Annotated in this window: 22 protein-coding genes; 9 read left to right on the top strand and 13 right to left on the bottom strand. The window is 70.4% G+C overall.

The annotated features are described in order from the left end of the window. Nucleotides 1-151: 151 nt before the first annotated feature. Both VME70_07050 and VME70_07045 read right to left on the bottom strand, forming a co-directional pair. Nucleotides 152-940: a hypothetical protein gene (locus VME70_07050; protein ID HTW19951.1), complete on the bottom strand. Its 789-nt coding sequence runs from the start codon at nt 938-940 to the stop codon at nt 152-154. Next, nucleotides 937-1,935 carry a PHB depolymerase family esterase gene (locus VME70_07045; GenBank protein HTW19950.1) on the bottom strand — a complete coding sequence of 333 codons (999 nt, stop codon included), beginning with the start codon at nt 1,933-1,935 and terminating at the stop codon, nt 937-939. Before VME70_07045 ends, VME70_07050 begins: the two co-directional genes overlap by 4 nt. Before the next feature lie 141 nt (nt 1,936-2,076). On the opposite strand from VME70_07045, the gene VME70_07040 reads away from it, so the two are divergent. The 3 genes from VME70_07040 to VME70_07030 are packed head-to-tail and all read left to right on the top strand — an operon-like array spanning nt 2,077 to nt 5,055. Further along, on the top strand, nt 2,077-2,790 hold the full coding sequence (locus VME70_07040; GenBank protein HTW19949.1) for a methyltransferase domain-containing protein: 714 nt from the start codon (nt 2,077-2,079) through the stop codon (nt 2,788-2,790). Then, nucleotides 2,787-3,971 (top strand): acyl-CoA dehydrogenase family protein, encoded by a 1,185-nt coding sequence (locus VME70_07035; protein ID HTW19948.1) that lies wholly within the window; start codon nt 2,787-2,789, stop codon nt 3,969-3,971. The genes VME70_07040 and VME70_07035 overlap by 4 nt, the downstream gene beginning before the upstream one ends. Before the next feature lie 7 nt (nt 3,972-3,978). After that, nucleotides 3,979-5,055 (top strand): type III polyketide synthase, encoded by a 1,077-nt coding sequence (locus VME70_07030; protein HTW19947.1) that lies wholly within the window; start codon nt 3,979-3,981, stop codon nt 5,053-5,055. Here VME70_07030 and VME70_07025 read toward each other — a convergent pair. Next, the gene (locus VME70_07025) at nt 5,052-5,471 is read right to left on the bottom strand and encodes a hypothetical protein (GenBank protein HTW19946.1); all 420 of its coding nucleotides are present in this window, start codon (nt 5,469-5,471) and stop codon (nt 5,052-5,054) included. The genes VME70_07030 and VME70_07025 overlap by 4 nt on opposite strands. Nucleotides 5,472-5,545: 74 nt before the next feature. On the opposite strand from VME70_07025, the gene VME70_07020 reads away from it, so the two are divergent. Next, nucleotides 5,546-6,232 (top strand): SOS response-associated peptidase, encoded by a 687-nt coding sequence (locus VME70_07020; protein ID HTW19945.1) that lies wholly within the window; start codon nt 5,546-5,548, stop codon nt 6,230-6,232. Between the two features lie 17 nt (nt 6,233-6,249). On the opposite strand, the gene VME70_07015 is transcribed toward VME70_07020, so the two are convergent. Then, nucleotides 6,250-7,758: an NAD(P)/FAD-dependent oxidoreductase gene (locus VME70_07015; GenBank protein ID HTW19944.1), complete on the bottom strand. Its 1,509-nt coding sequence runs from the start codon at nt 7,756-7,758 to the stop codon at nt 6,250-6,252. A gap of 53 nt (nt 7,759-7,811) precedes the next feature. Between VME70_07015 and VME70_07010 the strand changes: the two genes are divergently transcribed. Both VME70_07010 and VME70_07005 read left to right on the top strand, forming a co-directional pair. Then, nucleotides 7,812-8,447 carry a hypothetical protein gene (locus VME70_07010; protein ID HTW19943.1) on the top strand — a complete coding sequence of 212 codons (636 nt, stop codon included), beginning with the start codon at nt 7,812-7,814 and terminating at the stop codon, nt 8,445-8,447. 123 nt (nt 8,448-8,570) lie between these two features. Next, nucleotides 8,571-10,802, top strand: coding sequence for an EAL domain-containing protein (locus tag VME70_07005; GenBank protein ID HTW19942.1), 2,232 nt, complete (start codon nt 8,571-8,573; stop codon nt 10,800-10,802). On the opposite strand, the gene VME70_07000 is transcribed toward VME70_07005, so the two are convergent. The 4 genes from VME70_07000 to VME70_06985 form a co-directional block, all read right to left on the bottom strand. Beyond that, complete coding sequence (locus VME70_07000; protein ID HTW19941.1) at nt 10,799-11,113, bottom strand: hypothetical protein; 315 nt, start codon at nt 11,111-11,113, stop codon at nt 10,799-10,801. The two genes, VME70_07005 and VME70_07000, sit on opposite strands and share 4 nt — an antisense overlap. 187 nt (nt 11,114-11,300) lie before the next feature. Further along, nucleotides 11,301-12,665: an aspartate aminotransferase family protein gene (locus tag VME70_06995; GenBank protein HTW19940.1), complete on the bottom strand. Its 1,365-nt coding sequence runs from the start codon at nt 12,663-12,665 to the stop codon at nt 11,301-11,303. An 8-nt stretch (nt 12,666-12,673) separates the two neighbouring features. After that, a complete protein-coding gene (locus VME70_06990; GenBank protein HTW19939.1) occupies nt 12,674-14,164 on the bottom strand; it encodes a CoA-acylating methylmalonate-semialdehyde dehydrogenase in 1,491 nt (496 codons plus the stop codon). Nucleotides 14,165-14,249: 85 nt separating this feature from the next. Continuing rightward, nucleotides 14,250-15,521: a serpin family protein gene (locus VME70_06985; protein ID HTW19938.1), complete on the bottom strand. Its 1,272-nt coding sequence runs from the start codon at nt 15,519-15,521 to the stop codon at nt 14,250-14,252. A gap of 139 nt (nt 15,522-15,660) precedes the next feature. Between VME70_06985 and VME70_06980 the strand changes: the two genes are divergently transcribed. After that, a complete protein-coding gene (locus tag VME70_06980) occupies nt 15,661-16,467 on the top strand; it encodes a phosphatase PAP2 family protein (protein ID HTW19937.1) in 807 nt (268 codons plus the stop codon). Nucleotides 16,468-16,482: 15 nt separating this feature from the next. On the opposite strand, the gene VME70_06975 is transcribed toward VME70_06980, so the two are convergent. From VME70_06975 to glnA, 4 genes are all read right to left on the bottom strand, one after another. After that, a complete protein-coding gene (locus VME70_06975) occupies nt 16,483-18,006 on the bottom strand; it encodes a hypothetical protein (protein HTW19936.1) in 1,524 nt (507 codons plus the stop codon). Next, on the bottom strand, nt 18,003-20,939 hold the full coding sequence (locus VME70_06970) for a bifunctional [glutamine synthetase] adenylyltransferase/[glutamine synthetase]-adenylyl-L-tyrosine phosphorylase (GenBank protein ID HTW19935.1): 2,937 nt from the start codon (nt 20,937-20,939) through the stop codon (nt 18,003-18,005). The genes VME70_06975 and VME70_06970 overlap by 4 nt, the downstream gene beginning before the upstream one ends. A 62-nt stretch (nt 20,940-21,001) precedes the next feature. Then, entirely contained in the window at nt 21,002-21,670 is a 669-nt protein-coding gene (locus VME70_06965) for a type 1 glutamine amidotransferase (protein HTW19934.1), read from the bottom strand. 12 nt (nt 21,671-21,682) lie between these two features. Continuing rightward, nucleotides 21,683-23,023 (bottom strand): type I glutamate--ammonia ligase, encoded by a 1,341-nt coding sequence (glnA, locus tag VME70_06960; GenBank protein HTW19933.1) that lies wholly within the window; start codon nt 23,021-23,023, stop codon nt 21,683-21,685. Nucleotides 23,024-23,093: 70 nt separating this feature from the next. On the opposite strand from glnA, the gene VME70_06955 reads away from it, so the two are divergent. After that, a complete protein-coding gene (locus tag VME70_06955; protein HTW19932.1) occupies nt 23,094-24,875 on the top strand; it encodes an NAD+ synthase in 1,782 nt (593 codons plus the stop codon). Nucleotides 24,876-24,999: 124 nt separating this feature from the next. Beyond that, a complete protein-coding gene (panB, locus tag VME70_06950; protein HTW19931.1) occupies nt 25,000-25,845 on the top strand; it encodes a 3-methyl-2-oxobutanoate hydroxymethyltransferase in 846 nt (281 codons plus the stop codon). Nucleotides 25,846-25,851: 6 nt separating this feature from the next. Here panB and npdG read toward each other — a convergent pair. Then, nucleotides 25,852-26,531 (bottom strand): NADPH-dependent F420 reductase (gene npdG / locus VME70_06945; GenBank protein ID HTW19930.1); only part of this gene is annotated, 680 nt, incomplete at its 5' end.

Genomic DNA, 26,531 nt, shown 5'->3' with positions numbered 1-26,531 from the left:
GTTGGCGTGACCGCTTCAGCACACAACGGGGTGCGACACGCCGGCGCAGATGCACGGCACGGCGCAGACAGCGGCGTGTCGGCCGGCGTTGTGTGCTGAAACGGTCCGGTGGCCAACCCGATCGGTAGCGCCGGCAGGTTCGGCGCCGGCGTCAGCCCGCGACCGGACGCAGGTAGGGCGCGGCGAGGACGAGTGCGGTCGCGTCGATCTCGGTCGTGGTACGGCCGAGGAACAGCCATCCCAGCGGGCCGAGGCGGGTGCCCGGCCAGGTGTGGCCGGCACCGTCCACGGTCCAGAGCAGCACCTCGTTGCCCGCGCCTTCGACGCCGTACGCCGTACGCGTCACGTGTTGACTGACCCGCTTGCTCGCGGGCTCGCCGACAACCCCGTTGGCCGCCGCCCACGCGTGCGCGGCATCGGGAACGGACTCGTACCACCGCGCGGTGTGCCCGCCGGTATACGGGTTGATCCGGTCGGCGGTTCCGTGGAAGGCGAACACCGGCACTGCGGCACCGATGCGCTCCACACTCGGCGCCCGCAGCCCGGCCACGGCAACGAGCAGGCTGACCCGCTCGGGGTGAACGGACGCGAAGTGACAGGACATGCGGGCGCCGCCGGACATGCCGGTCAGGCACACCCGCCCGCCGGCATCCGGATAGCGCTCCGCCAGCACGTCGCAGAGCCGTAACAGGTACCGGGTGTCGATGCCGGGATCCCACTCGTAGCCCCGCCCGATCGGCACCAGAGCCTGCGGGAAGACCATGGCCGCACCGGCCTGGTCGGCGAATCGGTCCAGCCGGCTCAGCCGGATCTGCTCCGACGCGACCGAACGCGTGCCGTGCAGCGAGAGCACGATCGCGCGCACGGGACCCGAGGGCGGCGCGAGCAGGAAACCGCGCTCGGTTCCGGCAACGTCGATGGTCTCCCGCTGCGCGGTCATGGCAACGGGTGAGCCCGGAAGAACGCCCAGATCAACGCGTCCGCGCTGACCGCCGTCGACTGTGGGCCGAGCTCCTTGGTGTAGATCGGGGGCAGGTGCGGGCCGCCCGGCCACTCGTGTCCCTCGCCGGAGATCGTGTAGAGCTCGACGGCCGCGCCGTCGCGACACCCGCTGTAGCGGGTGAGCGTCACGGTCGCTGCCGGGTGGCTGGTCTGCGCAGCGGACGAGCACCGGTCATGTCGCGACCAGTCCTTCGCCGCCTGCGGCACCGAGTAGGTCCAGTACGCCTGGCCGTGCCCGCCGTACGGATCGATCGGGTCCGCGGTGCCGTGGAAGGAGAGGACCGGCACGGCGCGCTTCGCCGGGCAGGAGGTCGGAAGCCGCAATCCGCTGACCGGCGCGACCGCGGCGAACACGCCCGAGGCGTCGCAGGCGAGCTGGCTCGACATCCGGGCCCCGCCGGAGAAACCAGTGGCGTAGACCCGAGACGGGTCGACGCAGTAGAGATGCTCGGCGGCGTGGACCAATGTGGTCAGGAACGAGATGTCGTCGGCCGATCCGGCGGGCACTGGAGTGCCGCCGTACAGCGGCACTCCGGGAATGTTCCAGTCGAAGCCGGACCCTTGCGGGATCAGCGCCTGCGGGTAGATCACGATGAAGTCGTCGGCGTCAGCAGTCGCATCCATCCCGGTGAACCCCTCCTGGCTTGCCGCGGTGCTGGCGCTGCCGTGCATGTTGAGCACGAGCGGAGTACGCCGGCTCGCCTGGTAGGTCCCGGGAATGTGCACGATCGCGGTGCGCATCCGCCCCGCCACGGTCAGCGTCAGGTCGGTGGACCCGTGCTGCACCGCCCGCCCGCATCCTGAGCCGGTCAGCGTTGCCGGGTTCACCGTGCTCGTGGCTGCCGGCGCGGGCGGCGAGCCGGCGTGATGACCGCCGCAGGACGCGACCAGCGGCACGGCGCAGAACAGTCCCACCCACGCGATCCGGCGCACCGCAGCCTCCTCGCCGCCCTCCCCCGGACCGCACCTCGCGGGTGAGCGAACACCAGCCCGCGACGCGGCAGCTCTTGTCGGTGACAGCATCCCGCACCCGCAGCCGACTACCGGATAGCGACGTGTGGAAGGCTCGGATGCATGACCGCGACCCCGGTCCGGCCCCGCAACGACCCGCGCCAGTACGACGACCTCGTCGCGCAGTGGTGGTTGCCGCGGGGCGAGTTCGCGATGCTGCACTGGATCGCGGCGGCGCGGACCCGGCACCTGCCGACAGCGTCCGGGCCCAACGCCTCGTTGCTCGACGTCGCGTGCGGTGGCGGCCTGCTCGCGCCGCACCTCATCGGCCGCGGATACCGCCACTTCGGTGTCGATCTCTCACCGACCGCAACCGCGACTGCGGCCGCGCACGGCGTGCTGCCGGTTCGTGGCGACGTCGTACACCTGCCGTTCGCCGACGAGTCCTTCGACGTCGTCGTAGCGGGCGAGATCCTCGAGCACGTCTCCGACCTGCCGGCGACGGTGCTGGAGGCCTGCCGCGTCCTGCGGTCCGGAGGCACGCTCGTCATCGACGCGATCGCGAACACCTGGTGGGGGCGGTTCTCCTCGATCACCGTCGCCGAGCGGCTGCCGGCCGGCCCGCCACCTCGGCTGCACGACGGCGCGCTGTTCGTCGACCGCGGGAAGCTGCTCGCCGCCGCGGAGCTTGGCGGGGTCCGGCTGCGGTTGAACGGCCTGCGCCCGTCGGCCGTGGACTATGCCATGTGGCTGCTTGGCCGGCGCGCGGCGGTGCGGATGGTGCGCACCCGGTCGACCGCCGGGCTGTTCCAGGCAGTCGGGACCAAGCACGGATGACGAACGTCGCGGCGCGGCCGCTCACCGGCGCGCAGGCACTGGCCGTCGCGGCGCGGCTCGCGCCCGGCTTTGCGCAGCGCGCCGGTCGTCATGACATCGAGGGCAGCTTCCCGGCGGAGGACTTCGACGACCTGCGCAGCTCCGGACTGCTCGGGCTGATGGTGCCGGCCCGCCTGGGTGGAGCCGGCGCGTCGTTCGCCGACTACGCCGAGATCGCCACGGTGCTGGGGGCCGGCAGCGGTTCGACCGCGTTGATCTTCAACATGCACGTCTCGGTCACGGGCGCGCTCGCGCTCACCGACGACGAGGTGGCCCGCGCTCTCGGCGTGCCCGAGACGTTCTTCCCCGCCCGCGACGACGTGCTGCGCGGTGCAGCGGACGGGCGCCTGTACGCGGTCGCGATGAGCGAGCGCGGTGCCGGGTCGAGGCTGTCCCAGGTGACCACGAGCTACGAACCGGTCGACGACGGCTGGCACATCACCGGGTCGAAGGCGTTCTGCTCGGGTGCCGGCCACGCGGATGCCTACGTCGTGGTCGCGCGCCGCGGTGACGCGATCAGCCAGTTCCTCGTGCCCGCCGGGCCCGGTGTCACGGTCGTGCCCACCTGGGATGCGCTCGGCATGCGCGCAACCGTCAGCCACGACCTGGAGCTCGACGTGACGGTGCCGGCGAGCGCCCTGCTAGGCCAGGTCGAAGGGCTCGCGGTCCTGCTCGCCCAGGTGATGCCGCAGTGGCTGGTCGCGTCGTATGCCGCGGTCTATGTCGGTGTGGCACAGGCGGCGCTGGACGCGGCAGCGCAGTACGCCACCGACCGCGGGCTCGGCCGGCTGCCGTCGGTGCGCTCGCGACTCGGACGAGCGGACGCCGCGGTTGCCTCCGCGCGCGAGGTGGTCCGGACGATGGCGCGGGCGGTGACCGATGCGCCCGGCGAGGCAGAGACCAACCGCTGGGTCTGGCGGGCCAAGCTGCTCGCCGGCGAGGCGGCGATGGAGGTCGCCGCCTCGGTGCTCGAGGCCTGTGGCGCAGGAGCGACCCGGCGTGGATCGGCCCTCGAACGGCTCTACCGGGACGCCCGCTGCGGATCGCTGCAGCCTGCGACCAGCGACGTCTGCGCGGACTGGCTCGGTTACGCCGTACTCGGCCTCGACCCGGAGTCCGACGCCGCGGTGCCGCGATGGTGAGGGCGCGATGACCCTTGCCGTCGTTGCCGGTCATGGGCATGCCCTGCCGCCGAAGATCGAGCACGCCGCGCTCTGGTCGGAGTTCTTCGCCGCGCACTACAACGGGAACCCCACGGCCGAGCGGGTCTGGCGGACCGCGGGCATCCGCACCCGCCATGCCGTCGTCGATCCCCGAGCCGAGGACGTCACGTCCTGGTCGACCGGGGCTCGGATGCAGCGGTTTGCGGTCGAGGCGATGCCGCTCGGCAAGGCGGCGGTCGCGGGCGCGCTCGCCGATGCCGGGGTCGACGCCGACGACGTGGGCATGTTCGCCGTTGCTTCCTGCACCGGCTACGCAACCCCTGGTCTCGACATCCTGCTGGCCCGCGACCTCGGCATGGCCGACGACGTCCAGCGCCTGCACATCGGCCATATGGGCTGCTACGCCGCACTGCCCGGTCTCGGTGCGGTCGCGGATTACGTCTGCGCGCGGGGGCGGCCGGCCGTGTTGCTGTGCCTGGAGCTCACCAGCCTGCACATCCAACCCGCCACGGACAACGTGCAGCAGATGGTCGCGCACGCGCTGTTCGCGGACGCATCGGCCGCAGTCGTCCTGAAGCCGCCCGGCGCTACGCACGGCGGCCGGCCAGATCTCGAGGTCGTCGACGTCGTTGCCCGCACGGACACCTCGGCCGTCGACCAGATGACGTGGGACATCACGGATCTCGGCTTCCGCATGGGGCTGTCACCGAAGGTCCCCGACGTGCTGGCGCGACACGTCGGCAACGTGGTCGGTGACCTGCTTGCGCGCAACGGGCTCGGCGTCGGCGACGTCTCCGGCTGGGCCATCCACCCGGGCGGGCGGCGGATCGTCGAGGTGGTCGCGGAGCAGCTCGGCCTCGCGGCCGAGGCGGTCGAGCCGTCGTACGCCGTGCTCAGCGAGGTCGGGAACTGCTCGTCGGCGACCGTGCTGCTCGTCCTCGAGCGGGTGCTGGCGAACACGCGGCTCGAGCCCGGTTCGCCGATCGTGATGATGGCGTTCGGGCCCGGTCTGACCTTGTACGCCGCGCTGCTGCGCGCGGGCGGAGCGCCGCCGCCGGCCTAGTGGTACTTGACGGTCAACGACGAGTGCTTGCCGGTGATCGAGCCCTTCACCGTGCCCTTGGCACCGGCGTAGCGGCCGAGCCCGCCGGTGATCGCGCCCGAGACCTTCGTCGTCGCCTCGCTGGTGATCGGGATTGCCAGGTGGCCGTACAACACCCCGCCCTGAAGCGACAGCGTCATCGAGCAGCTGATCTGGTGGCCACTGTCGTCGCACGTGATCGTCTCGTAGCCCGCCTTCTTGCCCTTGCGGTCGACGGTGTCCGCCTGGACGAAGGTCGTGCTGCTGGTGTTGACGAACTGCAGCCGGGTGGTCGTCAGCCGCAGGGTGTGCGAGCTGCCGGCTGCCAGCGCAGTACCGGCGAGGACCACCGCGATCACCGAGGCTGCGACGGCACCCGCGAGCGCGATCCGCTTCATTGGCCCGGGCCTCCCGTCGGACGCGCGAGTGCGCGGTATCAGCGTGCCACGTCCGGCGGTGTAGAAACGAACCCGTGTGCGGCCGATACGCCAACTCCCGCCATGACGGCGACCTGCTCAAGGACTTCGCCGTCGCGTCCGTGGTCGACCCCGAGCCGGGACCGAGCTGGAACATCGCTCCGACGCAGAACGCGAGGGTGGTGCTCGAACGCGTTGTCAGCGAGCAACCCGACCGCCAGCTGAGGACGCTGCGCTGGGGACTGGTCCCGTCGTGGGCGAAGGACCTGCGGATCGGCAGCAAGCTGCTGAACGCGCGCTCCGAGTCGATCACCGAGAAGCCGGCCTTCAAGGCGGCAGCCGCCCGCCGGCGCTGCCTGGTGCCGGCCGACGGCTACTACGAGTGGATGGCCACCGACGGCGGCAAGGTTCCGATGTACCTGCACGGCGAGGGCGTACTCGGCTTCGCCGGGCTGTACGAGCTTCGTCCCGACGTCGAGGATCCCGACCACTGGCTGTGGACCTACACCATCCTCACCTGCACCGCGCAGGATGCGCTCGGGCACATCCACGACCGCTCGCCGGTGATCGTCCCTCCCGACGTGCGCGACGCCTGGCTCGACCCGCGACTCACCGACCCGGCCACCGTGCGGGACCTCGTCGCCTCGATCCCTCCTCCCACTCTCGAGACCTACGAGGTGTCCACCGAGGTCAACTCGGTCCGCAACGACGGACCGCAGCTGATCGCGCCGGTCGTGGGCTGACCCGGCCGGCTGCCGGTTCAGGAGGCGATCCGCGCCGGCTCCGCTCGTGCGGACGGCTCGCCCGGCGTACCGAACTCCATCGTCCCGTCGTCGACCCGCCCGCAGCTGAGCATGATCACGTCGAACAGGTAGTTCATCCGCAGCCGCCACGGTGACCGCGACCCCGAGCGAGGGAAGCTGTCGATCGAGCGCGTGACGTAGCCAGGCGAGAACTCCATGAACGGGCGTTCGCTGACCGAGCCGTCACGGCGCCGCGGCGCGCACCACCTCGTGCCGGTCCTCGCCATGTGCCGCATGAGCCGCCACACATACGAGTAGGTCAGGTCGACCTTGAGGGTCCAGGACGCGTTCGTGTAGCCCAGCGCGAACGCGAGGTTCGGCACATCGCTGAGCATGATCGCCTTGTAGCTCATCGTTTTCGGGAGCTCGACCGGTCGGCCGTCAACGAACAAAGCGATGCCGCCGAGTGCGAGCAGGTTCAACCCGGTGGCGGCGACCACGATGTCCGCGTCGAGCCGGGAACCCGACGCAAGCTGCACACCGGTCGGCGTGAACGTCTCGATCTCGTCGGTCACGATCGACACCCGGCCGCCGCGCACCGCTTTGAACAGGTCGCCGTCGGGCGTGACGCACAGGCGCTGGTCCCACGGCTTGTACCGCGGCGACAAATGGGTGTCGTGGTCGAAGTCCGGCGGGAGCTGCTTCTGCGCGGCCTGCCGGATGATCGCCCTCATCAACCGCGGCGCGCGCTGGCTGACCTGGTAGCTCAGCATCATCCGTGCGATGTTGCGCCAGCGCACGAGCGAGTAGGCCACCCGCTCCGGCAGCAACCTCGACAGCCGTTCGGCCAGCCGGTCGACACTCGGCAGGTTGACGATGTACGACGGGGAGCGTTGCAGCATCGTGACGTGCGCCGCGGTCTCCGCCAGGGCCGGCACCATCGTGACCGCGGTCGCGCCGCTGCCGATCACGACCACCCGTTTGCCGGCGTAGTCGAGATCGGGCGGCCACTGCTGCGGGTGCACGAACGGACCCGAGAAGCACTGCCGACCGGGGAAGTCGGGCAGGTAGCCCTCGTCGTACCGGAAGTAGCCGCTGCAGACGAACAGGAACCCGCAGCTGAGCTCGCTGCGCTCGCTGCGCTCGCCCGTTCCGGCGTCCTCGGCCACGACCGTCCAGGTTGCCGTCGCCGACGACCAGTCGGCACTAATGACCCGCCGGCCATAGCGGATCCGGCGGTCGACGCCGCCCGCCCGTGCGGTCTCGCGGACGTAGTCGAGTATCGCCGGGCCGTCGGCGATCGCCTTCCCGTCGACCCACGGCCGGAACCGGTAGCCGAGCGTGTGCATGTCGGAGTCCGAGCGGATGCCGGGATAGCGGAACAGGCTCCAGGTGCCCCCGAGGTCCTCGCGCGCCTCGAGAATGAGGTAGCTGCGGCCCGGGAACCGCTCCTGGAACTGGTGAGCGGCTCCGACCCCCGACAATCCGGCGCCGACGATCAGCAGATCCACGTGCTCGGTCGGCACCAGAACATCATTCCACTTCCGCGTGCGCGGCCCGGAGCCTATCGTCGAGGCCGATGGGCGACGAGTACGGATTCGACCGCGAGCCCGAACTGCTCGAGGGCGGTTCGCCGGACGGCCACGGCCCGACCAAGCACCGTCCGGCGAGCCGATGGACTGTGCTGTTCGTTGCGCTCCTCGTGGTCGGCGGGGCAGTCGGGTACGTCGTCGGAACCGGGGCCGGCTCCGGTGGGCACCACGCGCGGTCGAGCCAGGTCGCCCAGCCCGGCGCACGCGGCGGCGCGACCATCCTCGGCGGGCCACCGCTGGCACAGACCGGCGCCACCTGCTCGGTGCAGCACGGCCATCGCCTGCAGGTGGGCATCCAGGTCAACAACGTCTCCAACCTGGTCTTCGACATCGTGGGGGTGCGCATCCGGCTGATGGTGCCCGGGCTGCGGGTGCTCCGCACGGCGGCCGGGTCCTGCGGGGAACGGACGCTCCCGTTCGAGCCGTACTCCAACGCCGTCGCGCCGGGCGGCAGCTCGATCTGGCTGACCGCCACGCTGCGGGTGCTGGTCCGCTGTCCTGCACCGGACCCGGTGCAGTTCCGCATCCGATACCGGCAAAACGGACAAACCCACAGCCAACTGCTGCCCGGGTTCGTCGATCTGGCACACGTGCCCTATAGCGGCTGCGCGGCGTCCTCGTAGGGCCGAATGCCCCAACCCCGACTCCTCCGGACAGGCGTGTGAGATCGGACAAGTTGCCGCCCGTTCGTGCCGACACATCTCATACGCCAACGACGGCACTGCACGCTGCTCAGAGGGGACGGTATGCCTGGGTCTCGCCCTGCCTCGAGCGCGCTCGAAGCCGCGGCGGCCGGCAACTCGGTCCTCGACCTGACCGAGATGCTCCAGCTCGTCGCCGACACCATCGTCGAGTCGATGGGCTTCGAGGTCGCGGTCGTCAACATCGTCGATGACGACGAGACCATGGTGGTCGCCGCGGTGTCCGGCCCGGACGAGGTGCGCGAGTCGCTGCTGAACCGCCGCCAGGGGCGCGACGGCTGGGCGAAGCTGGTCGAGGCGAGCGAGCCTTGGGGCCGGCTGCGCTTCCTCGATCACGCAAACTCGGTGGAGGACCCGGCCGACATCTTCTCGTGGGTTCCGGACATTCCGGTGTCCGAGGACCCGGATGCGTGGCACCCGGAGGACGCGCTGTTCGCGCCGCTGGAGTCCTCCGAGGGCGGGTTACTCGGCATGCTCTCGGTCGACGTCCCCCGCGACGGGAAGCGACCGGGACCGGCGACCCGCCGCGCGCTCGAGGCATTCGCGGTCACCGCGTCGCTCGCGATCCAGCACGCCACCCTCGCCGCGGACAGCCGGCGCGGCATACGACGCTTCCAGTCGGTCTTCGACACCAGCCCGGTGGCAATCGCCTTGCTCGACGCAGACGGTCGCTTCTCCAGCGTCAACGCGGCGTTCTGCGGCTTTCTCGCTCGCGCGCCGCACGAGCTGGTCGGCCACCGGCCGAGCGAGTACATGCACCCCGACGACGTGATCCCGGGCCGGTTGCTGACGATGACCGACCCGCGGAGCGGACACTCGATCGACTCCACGGCCGGGTTCCCGATGGAGTCGCGGTACCTGCTGCCGGACGGCACGGTCGTGTGGGGACGCCTGCATCTGGCGTCACTGGACAGCGTCGACGAGCCGAGCACGGTCATCGCCCAGGTCGAGGACGTCACCGACCGCAAGCGGGTCGAGGAACGGCTCGTGCAGCAGGCGCACTTCGACGCACTGACCGGGCTGCCCAACCGCGCGCTCTCGATGCTCCGCCTGCAGGAGGCGCTCAGCACCGACATCGCGTCGGAGACCGCGACCGCGATCTTCTTCTGCGACCTCGACCGGCTGAAGCTGGTGAACGACGGGCACGGCCACGCGGTCGGCGACCTGTACATCCGTGAGGTGAGCCGGCGGATCCGTGCCAGTGTTCGCGACACCGACATCGTCGGGCGGCTCAGTGGTGACGAGTTCGTCGTGATCGTCCGCGGCATGCGGACCAAGGCGGAGGTGATCGCCCTCGCCGGCCGGGTGGTCGAAGGCGTCCGCGCTCCGCTGCGGCTCGGCGGCGTCAGCTTCACCCCCTCGCTGTCGATCGGCATCGCCTACGGCGACCCGTCGACGACAGCCGATGACCTGCTCGCCCAGGCGGACACCGCGATGTACCGCGCCAAGCTCGAGGAGCGCGGCGCGTGGTACGTGTACGACCCGACCATGCGTAGCTCGGCGGCGGCGGAGCTCCAGCTGCGCAACGACGTCGGACCGGCGCTCGAGCAGGAGCAGTTCGTCCTTCACTACCAGCCGATCGTGCGGTTGTCCGACCGCCGCGTCATGGGCCGCGAGGCACTGCTGCGCTGGCAGCATCCGGAGCGCGGCCTGCTCGGGCCGGCGGACTTCCTCGAAGTCATCCTCGACAGCGAGTACGAGTCACCGGTGACCGACTGGCTGATCCGGCGGGCCTGCCTTGACGCCGGGCGGCACCAGGGATCGTGCCGCCGGGTGTCGGTGAACATCAGCTCGCTGCAGGTCGGCCGGGGCGACCTCCCGGATGTCGTGACCCGCTGCCTGGCCGAGTCCGGGCTGGATGCCTCCGATCTCGTGCTCGAGCTGACCGAGGACCGGCTGCTGTCGCGCACCGACGGCTCGGCGCTGCTCGACCGGTTGCGGGCCGTCGGGGTCTCCCTGGCCATCGATGACTTCGGCACCGGCTACGCCGGCCTCGGCTACCTTCAGCGCTTCCCGGCCATCGACATCGTGAAGGTCGACCAGAGCTTCGTCTCCGCACTGGGCAAGGAGCCGGTCAGCGAGCACATCATCCGTGCGATGGTCGAGCTCACCAAGGGCTGCGGGTTGCAGCTGGTCAGCGAGGGCGTCGAGACCGAGGATCAGGCGGCGCTGCTCGAGCAGCTCGGCGTACCGCTCGCGCAGGGCTACCTGTTCGGGCGGCCGGCGCCGAGCGCCGCGGCGCCGGCCGACGACGTCGCCGCCGCCGTCGGGCTTTAACCGTCGACATCGACCAGCTCCAGCGTCGAGCTCGCCGGCACGATCGTGATCCCACGTTCCGCCGGCAACGGCAGCGGACCGATGCCACGCACGGCCAGTGTCGTGCGCCGGGTGCAGGACGGACAGTCCGCGGAGAGCAGTCGACTGCCTCGGGTCCAATAGACGAACGACGCGGCGGGAATCGGGGCGGAGCAGTAGCGGCAACGCACCGAGCGGGCGTCGCCCGGCGTCACCCGGCTGCGGTCCGGCGGTGAACCTGCGGTCGCCGTCGCGCCACCTGCGGACGGCTCGGTCCGGTTGGTCTCGTGCATGGCGTCGCCACCTTCGTATCGACGTCAGCGGCGAGGAGAACAGGGTCTGGGAAGTTCCAGGCGCGCTCGTGTGCCGAAGTGTCGCACGGCCCACGCCGCGCGTGCGGACGAAGCCGCAAACTCGGGACCATGGTCCCGAACCCGGAGCCGGCCCGTCGTCCAGCCGGCATTGAGCGGCCGAGTACAGCTAGGCGCCGGTGTAGTAGCGGTCGGCGACCTCGAGCGCCTCGTCGAGCGCGCCGAGACCTTCGGCGACCTCGGCATCGGTGATCGTGCAGGGCGGGACCGCATGCGTCCGGTTGAAGTGGATGAACGGCCACAGCCCACGGTCCTTGCAGGCCTTGGTGAACTCCGCCATCGGCGCCGCCGCCGGCCCGGCCGCGTTGAACGGCACGAGCGGCTCGCGGGTGGCGCGGTCGCGAACCAGGTCGAGGGCCCAGAACACGCCGAGGCCGCGGACCTCACCCACCGACGGATGCCGTTCCGCCAGCGCCCGCAGCCCCGGTCCGAGCACGTCCGTGCCGATCCGGCGGGCGTTCTCGACGATGCCCTCCTCGCGGAAGATCCCGATCGATGCGACCGCAGAGGCGCATGCCAGCGGATGGCCGGAGTAAGTGAGCCCACCGGGATAGACGACGTTCTGGAACGACTCGGCCACCCGGTCGGACAGGATCACGCCGCCGAGCGGGACGTAACCGGAGTTGATGCCCTTCGCGAAGGTGATCAGATCCGGGGTGATGCCCCAGTGGTCGACGGCCAGCCACTCGCCACACCGGCCGAACCCGGCCATGACCTCGTCCGCGATCATCATGATCCCGAACTGGTCACAGATCTCCCGGACGCCGGCGAGGTAGCCGTCCGGCGGCACGAGGACCCCGTTGGTTCCGACCACGGTCTCGAGCAGGATCGCGGCGATCGTCTGCGGGCCTTCGACCGTGATCAGGTCGCGCAGGTGCGCGAGGGCGCGCTCGCACTCCTCGGCGTCGTCAGCGGAATGGAACGCGGACCGGTAGGTGTAGGGCCCCCAGTAGCGGACGATCCCGGGCATGCCGGGCTCCGACGGCCAGCGCCGCGGATCGCCGGTGAGCGCGATCGCGCCCGCAGTCGCGCCGTGATAGCTGCGGTAGGCCGCCATCACCTTGTGCCGTCCGGTATGCAGCCGAGCCATGCGGATGGCGTTCTCGTTCGCCTCCGCACCGCCGTTGGTGAAGAAGACCTGGTTCAGGTCGCCCGGCGCGATCTCGGCGATCAACCGGGCGGCCTCGCTGCGCGCGTCATTCGCGAACGACGGCGCGATCGTGCAGAGGTCGGCCGCCTGGGCCTGGATCGCCGCCACCAGCTTCGGGTGCTGGTAACCGATGTTGACGTTGACCAGCTGCGAGGAGAAGTCGAGGTAACGGGTGCCGGCGTAGTCCCAGAAGTAGCAGCCGGACGCGCCCGCGATGGGCAGCGGGTCGATCGCCGCCTGCGCCGACCAGGAATGGAAGACGTGCGCGCGGTCGTACTTGCGGACGTCGGCCTCGTCCAGGGTGCTGCCGGCCCGCGCCGGCATGAGCTCGGTCATCGCGTGCGGGGGAAGCCGAGGTCAACCATGGACTCGGCCGGATCCGGCCAGCGTGAGGTCACAACCTTGCCTCTCGTATAGAAGTTGATGCCCTCCGGCCCGTACATGTGCTGATCGCCGAACAGCGAGGCCTTCCAGCCGCCGAACGAGTAGTACGCGACGGGAACCGGGATCGGCACGTTCACGCCGACCATTCCCACTTGTACGTCGAACTGGAAGCGACGGGCCGTGCCTCCGTCGCGCGTGAAGATCGCGACGCCGTTCGCGTAAGCGTTCGCGTTGATGATCTCGATGGCGTCGTCGTAGCTCTCCGCTCGCAGGACGACCAGGACCGGACCGAAGATCTCATCGGTGTAGACCGACATGTCGGGCGTGACCTGGTCGAGCAGCGTGGTGCCGAGGAAGAAGCCGTGGTCCGGAAGCTCCGCCTCGCGGCCGTCGACGACGACCCGCGCACCGGCCTGCTCGCCGGCCGCGATGTATCCGGCGACCTTGTCGCGGTGCTCCTGGGTGATCAGCGGCCCCATGTCCGTGTCGGGGTCCGCGCCGTTACCGATCCGCAGCTTCGGCAGCCGCGCGGCGATCGCGTCGACCAGCCGGTCCCCGGAGTCACCGACCGCGACCGCAACCGAGATCGCCATGCATCGCTCGCCCGCCGCGCCGTACGCAGCGGAGACCGCCGCATCGGCCGCCATGTCGATGTCGGCGTCCGGCAGCACCATCATGTGGTTCTTCGCACCGCCCAGCGCCTGCACCCGCTTGCCGTTCGACGTACCGGTCTCGTAGATGTAGCGCGCGATCGGCGTCGACCCGACGAAGCTGATCGCCTCGACGTCCGGGTGGATCAGCAGCCGGTCGACCGCCACCTTGTCGCCCTGGACGACGGTGAAGACGCCGTCGGGCACCCCGGCGTCCTTCCACAGCTGAGCCAGGAACAGCGACGCCGACGGGTCCTTCTCGCTCGGCTTGAGCACGAACGCGTTGCCGGCAGCTATCGCGTTCGCGCACATCCAGAGCGGCACCATCGCCGGGAAGTTGAACGGCGTGATCCCCGCGACCACCCCGAGCGGCTGGCGGATCGAGTAGACGTCGACGTCGGTCGACGCCTGCTCGGAGAAACCACCCTTCAGCAGGTGCGGTACGCCGGTGGCGAACTCGACGTTCTCCAGGCCGCGAGCGACCTCGCCGAGGGCGTCGGAGAGCACCTTGCCGTGCTCCGCGGTGATGATCGCGGCCAGCTCGGTCTGCCGCCGGTGCAGCAGCTCCCGCAGCTCGAACAGCACCGCTGCCCGCTTGGACAGCGACGCGAGCCGCCATTCCTTGGCCGCTTCCTTCGCGCTCGCGACTGCCGCGTCGACCTCAGCGACATCGGCCAGGCCGACCGAAGCGGTCTGCTCGCCGGTCGCCGGGTTGAACACCGGCGAGGTGCGGCCGGAGCGGCTTGCCGTCTGCTTGCCATCGATCCAGTGCGGGATGAGCGTCTCCATGCCCAAGAGGGTACGGACCCCGGCAACCGTTCGCGACCGGCACGGTCCCGCCGAGCGGCGGCTCGATCTGGTAGCGCTGCGGATGTTACTGCTGGGTCGGGTCGGCCACGCGGGTGAGGAACAGCGGCGTGTGGGTCGCCGTGTCCTCGAGCAGCAGGAAGAACGGCCGGTCGAAGGTCAGAGTGGAGCCTCCGACGCGCGCCGAGGAGGCAATCGCGATCCCGGTCGCCGCGGCGGCTTTCGTGCCGCTCTGGTCCACCTTCATGACCACCTTCTGCACGACCTGCGAGATCGCGCTGTCTCCCGCGCCGAGCCCGGAGTAGTCGCCGCTGAGCGGCAGGCCCATCGCCGACAGGGTCTGCGTCAGCGGCAGGGTCTGCGCCAGGTCGAGCTTCGGCAGCACCACCGCGGCCGGCTCGGCGCTTCCACCGGTGAGGGCGGACAGCTGCTGGAGGCTGGGCGTCGCGCAGGCCGGGACGCCCGCGGGCGGCAGGATCGCCACAGCCTGCAGGTTGCCGACGTACGGAAGCACCGCGGAGGTCCACCCGTCGACCGCGCGGCTCGCGAACGACCCGTCCGGGTTGCTCATCATCTGCGCCTGCACCGGCGAACCCGACGCCGCGTGAAAGGTGCCCTTCGCCGCACTCGGGAACGGCTGCCGCCACTTCGCGTCGAGCACGACGGCGTTCGCGAGCACGGTCTGGGTGGAGCCCGGGAGCGGCTCACCGAACAAAGCCGGGATCATCCCGTGGGTGTCCTGGCTGATGACCGCGTTGATCGCGTTGGTGGCCTGCGGCTCCTGCGAGAAGTCGATCGGCCGCAGCCCCGCGTTGAACGCGGTACGCAGATCGTCGAGCACGTGCTGGGCCGGGGTGAGCCCGGGTTGTTCGAACACGTGGTTGGCCACCGTCACCTGAGGGACGGCGCCGAGGGCCTCGCCCTGGTCGTGCAGAGCCGCGACCAGCGCGGGGCTCCACGCCGGCAAGTGCAGCAGCCGACCGACCGCTGCCTGGGTGGCGCCGCCGGCGCCCGCGTCGAGCATCCCCAGCGCCAGGGCCGCGCTCGCCGGTGACAGCGTCACGTTGTTCTTGGGAGACGCGGCGCACAGCCGGTCGAACAGTGCAAAGCCGAAGGCGGTCTGGTCCGCCGCAACCTCAGCCGCCGTGACCGAACCGTGGTGCAGTGGTTCGAGCCGGCCGACCTGGACCATGCCTGCCGCAGGCGGCACCGACGCGCTGCGGTGCGACCCGCCCGAGCTCGACGCACAGCCCGCGACGCCGGTGGCGGCCACGATCGCCGCGGCGAGCCCGGCTGCCACCATGACCGGTCGCGCTCGGCGCCGACCCACCATCACCATTGCCCGTACCTTCCGATTCGTCCTGCTTGTTCGACGCTCCGAGAGGGAAACGGGTTCCGTTTCTGTCGGTGTGATCTGGCAGAATCAACGTCACAGCCTGCACGGATCCCAGCTGACAGCCGCCCTGAGGAGTGAGCGCGTGGCCGAGGACCGGGCACGCCACACCCTGATTCTGGTCCGCGACCGCTTCCGCGCCGTCCGCCCGCCGCGTTGGTGGCAGGAGATCGCGTTCATCGCGATCGTCTATTACCTGTACTCACTCGTTCGCAACGCCGTGCCGAGCCACGAAGCCGGAGCGTTCAACCGATCCCGCACGCTGCTCTCGATCGAGGGCCATCTGCACATCAACATCGAGCAGTCGCTGAACCACTTCGTGGCCGGTCACGACTGGCTGGCCTATATCTGCAACTACTACTACTCGACGTTGCACTTCATCGTCACGATCGCGGTTCTCGTCTGGCTCTACCTCAAGCACCCGTTGCGCTACCGGGCCATCCGATCGGTCCTCATCATCACGAACCTCGTGGCACTGATCGGCTTCTGGTCGATCGCGGTCGCGCCTCCGCGGCTGCTGGCGGGGTACGTCGACACCGTCGTGAAGCTGCACACCTGGGGCTCACTCGCCTCACCGGGGCTCGCGAAGGAGTCCAACCAGTTCGCCGCGATGCCGTCGCTGCACATCGGATGGTCGCTGTGGTGCGCCTTCGCGATCGTCGCACTCGCCCGCCGACCGTGGGTGCGCGTGCTCGGCGCGCTCTACCCGCTCGCCACGTTCTTCGTCATCATCGGGACCGCGAACCACTTCGTGCTCGACGCGGTCGGCGGCGCGGTGACGCTGGGAGTCTCGATCGGCATCCAGCGGCTGATCTCAGGCCGCCCCACCTACCGGGACGGCGCGATCGTCCTTCCCGACGGGCAGCCAGCTCAGGAGCTGATCAGCGTCTGACGCCGGCCCTCGGCCTCACCCGAACCGCCACACCGCACGCAGCTGGTGCAGTCCGCTGCTGCTGAGAGACAGCTCGACCTGGTTGTTCGGCCGGCGGATCACGGTGCCTCCGGAAACCGACAGGTACTGCGACCACTGCATGCGCAACAGGTAGTTGCCGGCTGACGGCACCTCGAGGGTCAGACCGGTGTCGGTCAGCCTGACCACCTTCGCCGGTGCGGCGATGATCGGGCGCGGCTGGTCGACCGTGTAGAGCTGCCAGTGCTGGTCGCTCCAGACCAGCTGCAGGTAGGGCAGCCCGGTCTTCAGCAGGGCCGCCTCGCGGGTCACCCCGTAGTCGAGCGGCACTCCTGTCGGCACCGCGATCGCTCCCACCGCGTTGCGGTTGAGCCAGGCACGGTAGGTCTTCGCGGTGAGCGGACCCCGGCCGTAGAACATCGGGTTGCGCACCTCGTCGATCTGGCGCTCCCACCCGCGGGCCAGCACGACCTTGGGAAGCAAATAGGTCGACGGCCAGTGCGTCGCGGTGTCGACGATCTCCACCCGATGGTCCCGCGTGACCGGATCGACCAGGAGCTGGTCGAGCAGCGGCGCGACGAAGGCACGGCTGGTGTCCTTCGCGGTGCTCGCGTAGAGGTCGTTGTGGAACTGCGCGATCGGAAGCACCGCGGCAACCGCGCCGGCGGCAATCATGAGATGGCGCTGCGTGAGCCGTGACGCCGCGACGATCGTTGGTGCGGCGGCGAGCACGGCGATCCGCGTCGCGTTCGCGCCGAGTGGCGAGTGCACGAAGAACACGCCCACCAGCATCGCGATCGTCACGCCCGCAGCGATCCTGATCCGTCGGCCGACCGGAGCCAGCCCGACGACGGCCGTCGTACCCACCGCCATGAACAGCGAGGACCTCGAGAACGGCTCGTACCCGGCCGCGCCTTGCGACAACAGCGCCACCAGGCCGAGGGCGGCGACCACGCCGGCACCGAGGCCGATCGCCGCAGCCCGGCGGCTCACGTCGGCGATGATCACGGTGACGGCTGCGACGAGCAGCAGGAAGCCGGCAACCGGGCTGGTGACCGTAGCGAGCGCAGCGAGCGCGGCACACAGCGGCACCGAGCCGCGCTCCAGAGCGAGCACCGCACCCAGCGCGACGACGCAACCCACGGCGAACGTCGTACGCCCGGAGGCGACATCGAGCGAGGCGGCAAGCACGAACGCGATGGCACCGGCGCGGGGCCGGACCGCGTCGCGCAACATCGGCACGACCACCAACGAGGTCGCCACGATCGACAGCGACCCGAGCCCGACCGCGCCGAAGACGCCCAGCAATGGCGGCGTGAGCAGGCTGTACTCCGCGCTCGGGATGCCCGAGTACCACCCCCACCAGAAGGCCACGAAACCGCTGCGCCGGAACAGCTCCTCTCGCGCGGTCTGGCTGGCAAGGTCGGCGGTGTGGGGGGCGAACGCCGCGTACAGCGCGGCGATCACCACCGCGACGAGGTACGGCGACCAGTCGGCGAGCCGTCGGCGGTCGAGTCTCACGAGGCGAACACCCGCTCGTGCACGCGGCGGGCCCGGCGGGTCGCCCGCTGGTAGTCCTCGCGCAGGTCGCCGGTGTGACCGGCCCGATAACCCATCGCCCGCGCGACCGAGGCGAGCGTGCGAGCATCCGACGGCAGGACGTCGGACGGTCGGCCCTGCGCGAGCACGATCGCATTGCGCACCCGGGTGGCGGTCAGCCAGGCCGCGCGCAGCGCGCGTTCATCGTCCTCGTCGAGCACGCCGGCGGTGCGCGCGGCCGACAACGCCTCCAACGTGGTCGTCGTACGCAGTGACGGAACGGCGTGCGCGTGCTGAAGCTGGATCAGCTGCACGGTCCACTCCACGTCTGCCAGCCCACCACGGCCGAGCTTGATGTGCATGGCCGGGTCTACCCCGCGCGGCAGCCGTTCAGCCTCGATCCGCGCCTTGATCCGGCGGATCTCGCGCACGGCAGAAGGATCGACGCCTCCATCCGGATAGCGATACCGGTCGATGACCTCGACGAAACGGTCACCGAGCGCTGGGTCGCCGGCGATGGGTATGGCGCGCAGCAGCGCCTGGCTCTCCCACGGCACCGACCAGCGCCGGTAGTACTCGGCGTAGGAGTCGAGGCTGCGGACGAGTGGGCCTTGGCGGCCTTCCGGCCGAAGGTCGGCGTCGACGAGCAGCGGCGGATCCGGTGCCGGCATCGCGAGCAGCCGCCGCAGCTCCTGGGCAACCTCGTGCGCGGCCGATGTCGCCGCCTGCTCGTCGTCGCCCAACGGCTCGAAGACGAACAACACGTCGGCGTCGCTGCCGTAGCCCTGCTCGAAACCCCCGAGCCGGCCCATGCCGATGACCGCGAGCCGCGCGGGTAGCTCGCCTCGCTCGGCGGCTACCTTGCGTTGAGCGGTCTCCAGCGCAGCAGCGAGGGTGCTCGATGCGACGTCGGAAAGGGCGCGGCCGACCTCGCCGACCTCGAGCAGGCCGAGCAGGTCGCCGCTCGCGATCCGCAACAGCTCGCGCCTCCGCAACGCCCGCACCGCCGACACCGCGCCTTCCCAGTCATCGCTTCGCCGCGCGACCGCGAGCAGCTCGCCGCCGAGCGCCACAGGTGCGCGCGGGCGGAGTTCGCCGTCGTCCGCGAGCAACGCGACCGCCTCAGGTGCCCGAGCCAGCAGGTCGGCGACGTAGCGACTCGTCGCGAGCAGCCGGGCCAGCCGTTGCGCAGTCGCGCCTTCGTCGCGAAGCACCCGCAGGTACCAGTGCGTCGTGCCAAGCGCGTCACTCACCTGGCGGAACGACAGCAACCCGGCGTCGGGGTCGGCCGCCTCTGCAAACCAGCCGAGCATCGCTGGGAGCAGCGTGCGAAGGATCGCTGCGCTGCGGCTCACACCGGCAGTGAGCGCCTCGAGATGGCGCAACGCGGCCGCCGGGTCGTTGAAGCCGAGGGCCTCGAGCCGCTCCCGCGCGGCCGCCTCGGACAGGCTCGAGTCCTGCACCGGCAGCCGCGCGACCGCGTCGAGCAGGGGCCGGTAGAACAGCTTCTCGTGCAGGCGCCGGACCTCGCGCACGTGGCCGTCGTACTCCCGCTGCCACTCCTCCGCGTCCCGGAAACCCATGGCCCGCGCCAACCAGCGCAGCGCCGCGGGACTGGTGGGCAGCAGATGGGTCCGACGCAAGTGCTGCAGCTGCAGGCGGTGCTCGACGCTGCGAAGGAACCGGTACGCCGCGGCAAGCCGCGCCGCGTCCTCGCGACCGACGTAGCCCCCTGCCGACAGGGCGGCGAGCGCGACCAGCGTCGACGAGCTGCGCAGCGCAGGATCGGTCCGGCCATGAACCAGTTGCAACAGCTGCACGGCGAACTCCACGTCACGCAGCCCGCCCGGGCCGAGCTTCACCTCACGCTCGACGTCGTCCGGCGGCAGCGTGTCGACCACCCGGCGGCGCATCGCCTGGACGTCGGCGACGAAGCCGGGCCGCCCGGCGGCCGCCCACACCATGGGCGAGACGAGATCGACGTAGGCGCGACCCAGCTCCGGATCGCCGGCGACCGGGCGGGCCTTCAGCAGCGCCTGGAACTCCCAGGTCTTCGCCCAGCGCTCGTAGTAGCTCTGGTGGCTCGCGAGCGTGCGCACGAGCGGCCCGGCCCGGCCCTCGGGCCGCAGGCCGGCATCGACCGGCCAGATCGCCCCCTCGGCAGTGACCTCCGAACAGGCGCGCATCAGTGCCGCGGCGACGGATGCGGCCTGCTGGTCGGCAGGTTCGGCGACGAAGACCACGTCGACGTCGCTCACGTAGTTGAGCTCGCGCCCTCCGCACTTGCCCATGCCGATAACCGCCAACCGAACCTCATCGCCGGCGCCGGTCTCGACCAGGGCCAGCCGGAGTGCAGCTGCGAGCGTGGCCTCGGCGAGATCGGCGAGCTCGGCCGCGACGTCGTCGACCTCGAGCGGGCCGGCAAGATCGCGGGCGGCCAGCCCGAGCAACCGCTGCCGGTAGGCCAGCCGCAGCGCGTCGTAGCCGTCGCGCCCGCGATGCCCCGCGATCGCCTCGTTCAGACCCTGCCGGAGCCCGAACGTCGTCGGTCGCGTGGCCGCCATGGCGTCATCGGCGAGCACCATCCAGTCGGCGGGGTGGCGCACGAGGTGCTCGCCCAGTGCCCGACTCGCTCCGAGTACGGCGAACAGCCGGCTGCGCAGGCCGGCGCGACTGTCGACCGCCGCCAGGAAGCCGGCCCGCTCGCCCGGGGCCAGCGCCTCCACCAGCCGGGCAAGGGTGGCGAGGGCTAGGTCAGGATCGGCAACCGCACCTAACGCGGCAATCAGGTCGGCGACCGTCGCGTGGTCGACAAGCCCGAGCACGACCAGGTTGTCCTGCGCCCGCGCGGCGTCGACGAACCCGGCCCGGGCGAGACGAACCTCCAGCGCCTCGGCTCGCTCGGGCACCGTCACACCGGGACAACCTACTGCGGCTGGTCCGTGCGCGGCCCGGACGAGCGCCCCCGGACGCGGGCTCAGCCGGTGATGATGGCGGCGAAGCGCCGCGCGATCTTCTCGCCCACCTCGGCGAGCCGGTCGGCGGCGAACGCCACCGGGTCGGCGATCGAGAGATCCTCGCCCTCTTCGACCGCCCAGGACCGGAAGATCTCCGCGGTCGCCTCGATGTGGAACTGCAACCCCCACGCCACCTCGCCGACGCGGAAGGCCTGCACCGGGTAGCGGTCGTTGTACGCGACCACCTCGACGCCGTCCGGTAGTGCGCTGACCGCGTCGTGGTGCCACTGCAGGACCGGCATGATGCCGGCATCGAGCAACTCGTCACCGCTGGGGACGACCACCTCGCCGAGCCCGATCTCAGGGCCGTTCCTGCCGTGCTCGACCGTGCCACCGACCGCGACCGCAAGCAGCTGGGCGCCGAGACAGATCCCGATCGTCGGCACACCGTCGTCGACCGCACTCGCGAGCAGCTCCCGGACCGACGGCAGCCATGGCGCGACGTCATCGTCGTACGCACCCATTGCCCCACCGAGGACGATCAGCGCGTCGCCTTCGACCGAAGGGGGCACGCGGTTGCCGAGGTAGGGGTGCGTGGGATGGACGTCGACACCGAACGCGGGCAGCCAGTCGGCAAGCAGGCCGAGCCCGTCACTCGGTCCGTGCTGGACGACGTGAACGCGTGCCATCGCAGGCCATCCCTACAAGACGGGTAGGTAACGAGTGAGCTCGAACGGCGTGACCTGCGCGCGGTAGTCGTCCCACTCGGTGCGCTTGTTGCGGAGGAACCAGTCGAAGACGCCCTCGCCGAGGGTCTCGGCCATCAGCTCGGAGCGTTCCATCGCGGCGATCGCGTCCGCGAGCGAGCCCGGCAGCGGCGGGATCCCCATCGCCCGGCGCTCGGCGTCGGTCAACGCCCACACGTCGTCCTCGGCTCCGTCCGGAAGCTCGTAGCCTTCCTCGATCCCCTTCAGCCCGGCCGCCAGCAGGACGGCATAGGTGAGGTAGGGGTTGCAGGCGGAGTCCGGCGAACGGATCTCGATCCGGGTCGAGTTGCCCTTCTGGGGCTTGTACATCGGGATCCGGATCAGCGCCGAGCGGTTGTTGCGACCCCAACAGACGTACGCCGGCGCTTCGCCGCCGCCCCACAGCCGCTTGTAGGAGTTGACCCACTGGTTGGTGACCGCGGTGTACTCCGGCGCGTGCATCAGGAGGCCCGCGACGAAGGCCCGCCCGACCTTCGACAGCGACAGCGGGTCGCTGCCGTCGTGGAACGCGTTGCGGTCGCCTTCGAACAGCGACAGGTGAGTGTGCATCGCGGACCCGGGCTGCTCCGCGAACGGTTTCGGCATGAACGAGGCGTACACCCCTTGCTCGAGCGCGACCTCCTTGACCACCAGGCGCATCGTCATCAGGTTGTCGGCGGTGCTCAGCGCATCGGCGTAGCGCAGGTCGATCTCCTGCTGACCGGGCGCCACCTCGTGATGGCTGAACTCGACGCTGATGCCCATCCGCTCGAGCATCGTGATCGCGTCGCGACGGAAGTCGTGCCCGAGGTCGTGCGGGGTCTGGTCGAAGTAGCCGCCGGAGTCGATCGGCGCCGGCAGGATGTCCTCCGGCGTCGGGCGCCCGCGGAGCAGGAAGAACTCGACCTCGGGATGCACGTAGAAGGTGAACCCGAGCTCCGCGGCGCGTTGCATCGACCGCCGGAGCACGTGCCGCGGGTCGACGTACGACGGGGAGCCGTCCGGCATCAGGATGTCGCAGAACATCCGGGCAGTGCCGAGGTGCTCGTCGCGCCAGGGCAGCACCTGGAACGTCGACGGGTCGGGGCGGGCCAGCATGTCCGACTCGTGCACGCGGGCGAACCCCTCGACCGCAGAGCCGTCGAACCCGATGCCCTCGGCGAATGCGCCTTCGAGCTCAGCCGGTGCGATCGCGACCGATTTCAGGAAACCGAGGACGTCGGTGAACCACAACCGCACGAAGCGGATCTCCCGCTCCTCGATGGTGCGCAGCACGAACTCCTGCTGGCGATCCATGCTCATCAGCGTAGGGCGTTTGTGTTACGGGCTGATATCGGCGCGCCAACGCGACGCCTACGCTGGAAGCGTGCCCAGGTTGCGGATCGCGCTGGCCCAGGTCAACACCACGGTCGGAGACCTCTCCGGCAACGCCGACGTCATCGTCGCCGGCACCAAGGCGGCGGCTTCCCGATCCGCCGACCTCGTCCTGTTCCCCGAGCTGGCTCTGACCGGCTACCCGCCGGAGGACCTCGTCCTGCGGCGGTCGTTCGTCGACGCATCGCGCGCCGCTCTCGAGCGACTGGCGGCCCGACTCGACGCCGAAGACCTCGGCGACATCGTGGTCGTGACCGGGTACGTCGATCGCTGCGCGGACGCCATCCCACGGGTCGGGCGACCGGCCGGCGAGCCACAGAACGCGGCCGCCGTCATCCACCGCGGGTCGGTGGTGGCGCGCTACGCAAAGCACCACCTGCCGAACTACGGCGTCTTCGACGAGCTCCGCTACTTCGTGCCCGGTGACCGGCTGCCGATCGTGCGCCTGCACGGCATCGACGTCGCCACGACGATCTGCGAGGACCTCTGGCAGGACGGCGGACCGATTGCGGTTGCGCGCCGCGCAGAGGCGGGCCTGGTGCTGGTCATCAACGGGTCGCCGTACGAACGCAACAAGGACGACGTCCGCCTCGAGCTGAACCGCACCCGCGCCGCGGAGGCGAACGCGACGCTCGCGTATCTCAACCTGGTCGGCGGCCAGGACGAGCTGGTCTTCGACGGCGACTCGATGATCGTGACGCCGGACGGAGAGCTGCTGCTTCGCGCCGTGCAGTTCGAACCGGACCTCGCGGTCGCGGACCTCGAGCTTCCGCCGGCTCGTTCCGATCTGGTAGGAGACATCGACGCGCTGGACGGCACGACGATGAGAGTCGAGCGAGTTGTCCTCGACTCCACAACAGATGTGGACCGGCCCTCCGTGATGTCCAGGGTCGCCGCACCGCTGGAGGACTGCGCGCAGGTGTGGTCGGCGCTCGTTGTGGGGACGCGTGACTACGTACGCAAGAACCGCTTCACCTCGGTCGTCATCGGGCTGTCGGGCGGAATCGACTCGGCCGTCGTGGCGACGATCGCGACCGACGCGCTCGGGCCGGGCGCCGTACACGTGGTCGGCATGCCGAGCCGCTACTCGTCATCCGGAAGCGTGCACGACGCCGCGGAGCTGGCCCGGCGCCAGAACCTGTCGTGGCAGGTCATCCCGATCGAGACGATGGTCGACGCCGCCGACAAGACGTTCGGCCAGACCGACGTCAGCGCGTTGCACGGCCTTGCCGAGGAGAACCTGCAGGCGCGGTTGCGCGGGCTCACGCTGATGGCGCTGTCCAACGAGTGCGGCCATCTGGTGCTGACCACCGGCAACAAGAGCGAGCTGGCGACCGGCTTCTCGACTCTCTATGGCGACAGCGCCGGCGGGTTCGCGCCCATCAAGGACGTCCCGAAGACGCTGGTCTGGGAGCTCGCGCGCTGGCGAAACGCGCAGGCGCTGAGCAACGGCATGATCGAGCCGATCCCCGCCGAGATCATCGACAAGCCACCGTCCGCAGAGCTCGCGCCCGGTCAGCTCGACTCGGACCGGCTGCCGGACTACCCGGTGCTCGACGCAGTGCTCGACGACTACGTCGAGCGCGACCTCGGCCGCGACGAGCTGGTCGCGGCGGGTCACGATCCCGCCGTCGTCGACCGGGTGATCCGCCTGGTCGACGCGGCCGAGTACAAGCGCCGGCAGTACCCGCCCGGCCCGAAGATCACTCCCAAGAACTTCGGCCGCGACCGTCGGCTGCCGATCACGAACGCCTGGCGTGAACCGGCGGAGTGAACCCGATTCGGTCCGGCCGGTGTCGAAAGCCAAACGCTGGGTTAGCCCTCGCACCGTTATGGGTGGCAGACTGGACGGGTAAGTCCGGGGACCCGAATGGGCCTCGAGACGAGGAGGACCAGCCATGACCGATGGCGGCATTTCGCCGTACGGCACCCCACGCAACAGTGCGGTACGCCGGATCCGGACCCACCACCTGCAAGCGCTCAAGGATCGCGGCGAGCGCTGGCCGATGCTCACGGCGTACGACATGCATTCGGCGTCGATCTTCGACGAGGCCGGCATCCCCGTGCTGCTCGTCGGCGACTCCGCCGCAAACAACGTGTTCGGGCTCGACACCACGCTTCCGGTCACCGTCGACGAGCTGCTGCCGCTGGTTCGCGCGGTCGTGCGGTCGACCCGGTCGGCGCTGGTCGTCGCCGACCTGCCGTTCGGCTCGTACCAGGTGTCACCCGAGCAGGCACTGCAGACCGCGGTCCGGTTCATGAAGGAGGGTGGCGCGCAGGCGGTCAAGCTCGAGGGCGGCCACCCGGTGCTCGGCCAGGTGCGCGCCATCGTCGACGCCGGTGTGCCGGTGATGGCGCACATCGGCTTCACGCCGCAGAGCGAGCACGGGCTCGGCGGATACCGGGTCCAGGGCCGCGGCGACGCTGCCGACGACCTGCTCGAGCAGGCGGTCGCCCTTCAGGACGCCGGCGCGTTCGCGGTCGTGCTCGAGATGATCCCGGTCGACGTTGCGGCACGGATCACGAAAGAGATCCGCATCCCGACCATCGGCATCGGCGCGGGTCCCGAGTGTGACGCCCAGGTGATGGTCTGGACCGACATGGTCGGCCTCAACTCCGGTCCGACGCCGCGCTTCGTCCGCCGCTTCGCCGACATCCGCAGCATCATCACCGATGCCGCCCGGGCGTACGCCGAAGCCGTCGTCGAGGGCAGCTATCCCGGTCCGGAGCACTCGTTCGAGTAGCTCGGCTCAGACGTCGGTGATCCGCAGACCTGCGTGTGCCTTGTATCGCCGGTTGACCGACACGAGGTTGGCGGTCAACCCCTCGACCTGGCCGGCATTGCGCAGCCGTCCGGCGTAGATCCCACGCATTCCGGCGATCCGCTCGACGAGGCGTTGCACGAGATCTGTCGAGGGTCGATCGTCACCGAGCACCAGCACGTCCGTATCGATGGTCTCGATCCCGGGATCGAGCAGCAGGACTGCACTCACGTGATGGAAAGCGGCCACCACCGTGCTGTCCGGCAGCAACGCAGCTGCCTGTTGGGCGGCACTGCCCTGGGGGACCGCCAACGCATAAGCCCCCTGCGCGTCGAAGCCCAACGGGTTGACGCAGTCGACGACGACCTTGCCGGCCAGGACGGGAGCGACCGAGCGGACCAGCGCTTCATGGCCCTCCCACGGCACTGCGACGACGACGACGTCGCCTTGCTCGGCTGCGATGTCGTTGGTCGCGCCCGTCACCAATGCAGGGTCGCTCACGGACTCGCGCAGCTGCAGAGCCGCCTGCTCCGCACGTGCCTGCTGCCGAGAACCGAGGATGACGCGATGCCCCGCCAACGCGAACCGGCGTGCCAATCCGCGACCCTGGTCGCCGGTTCCGCCGAGGAACGCGAGCCGGATGCTCTCAATCTCAACGGTGTCTGTCA

This window comes from Mycobacteriales bacterium, from assembly GCA_035504215.1.
Classification (GTDB): Bacteria; Actinomycetota; Actinomycetes; order JAFAQI01; family JAFAQI01; genus DATAUK01.
Note: the sequence above shows the minus strand (reverse complement) of the source record. Positions and strands in the feature narration are given on the sequence as shown.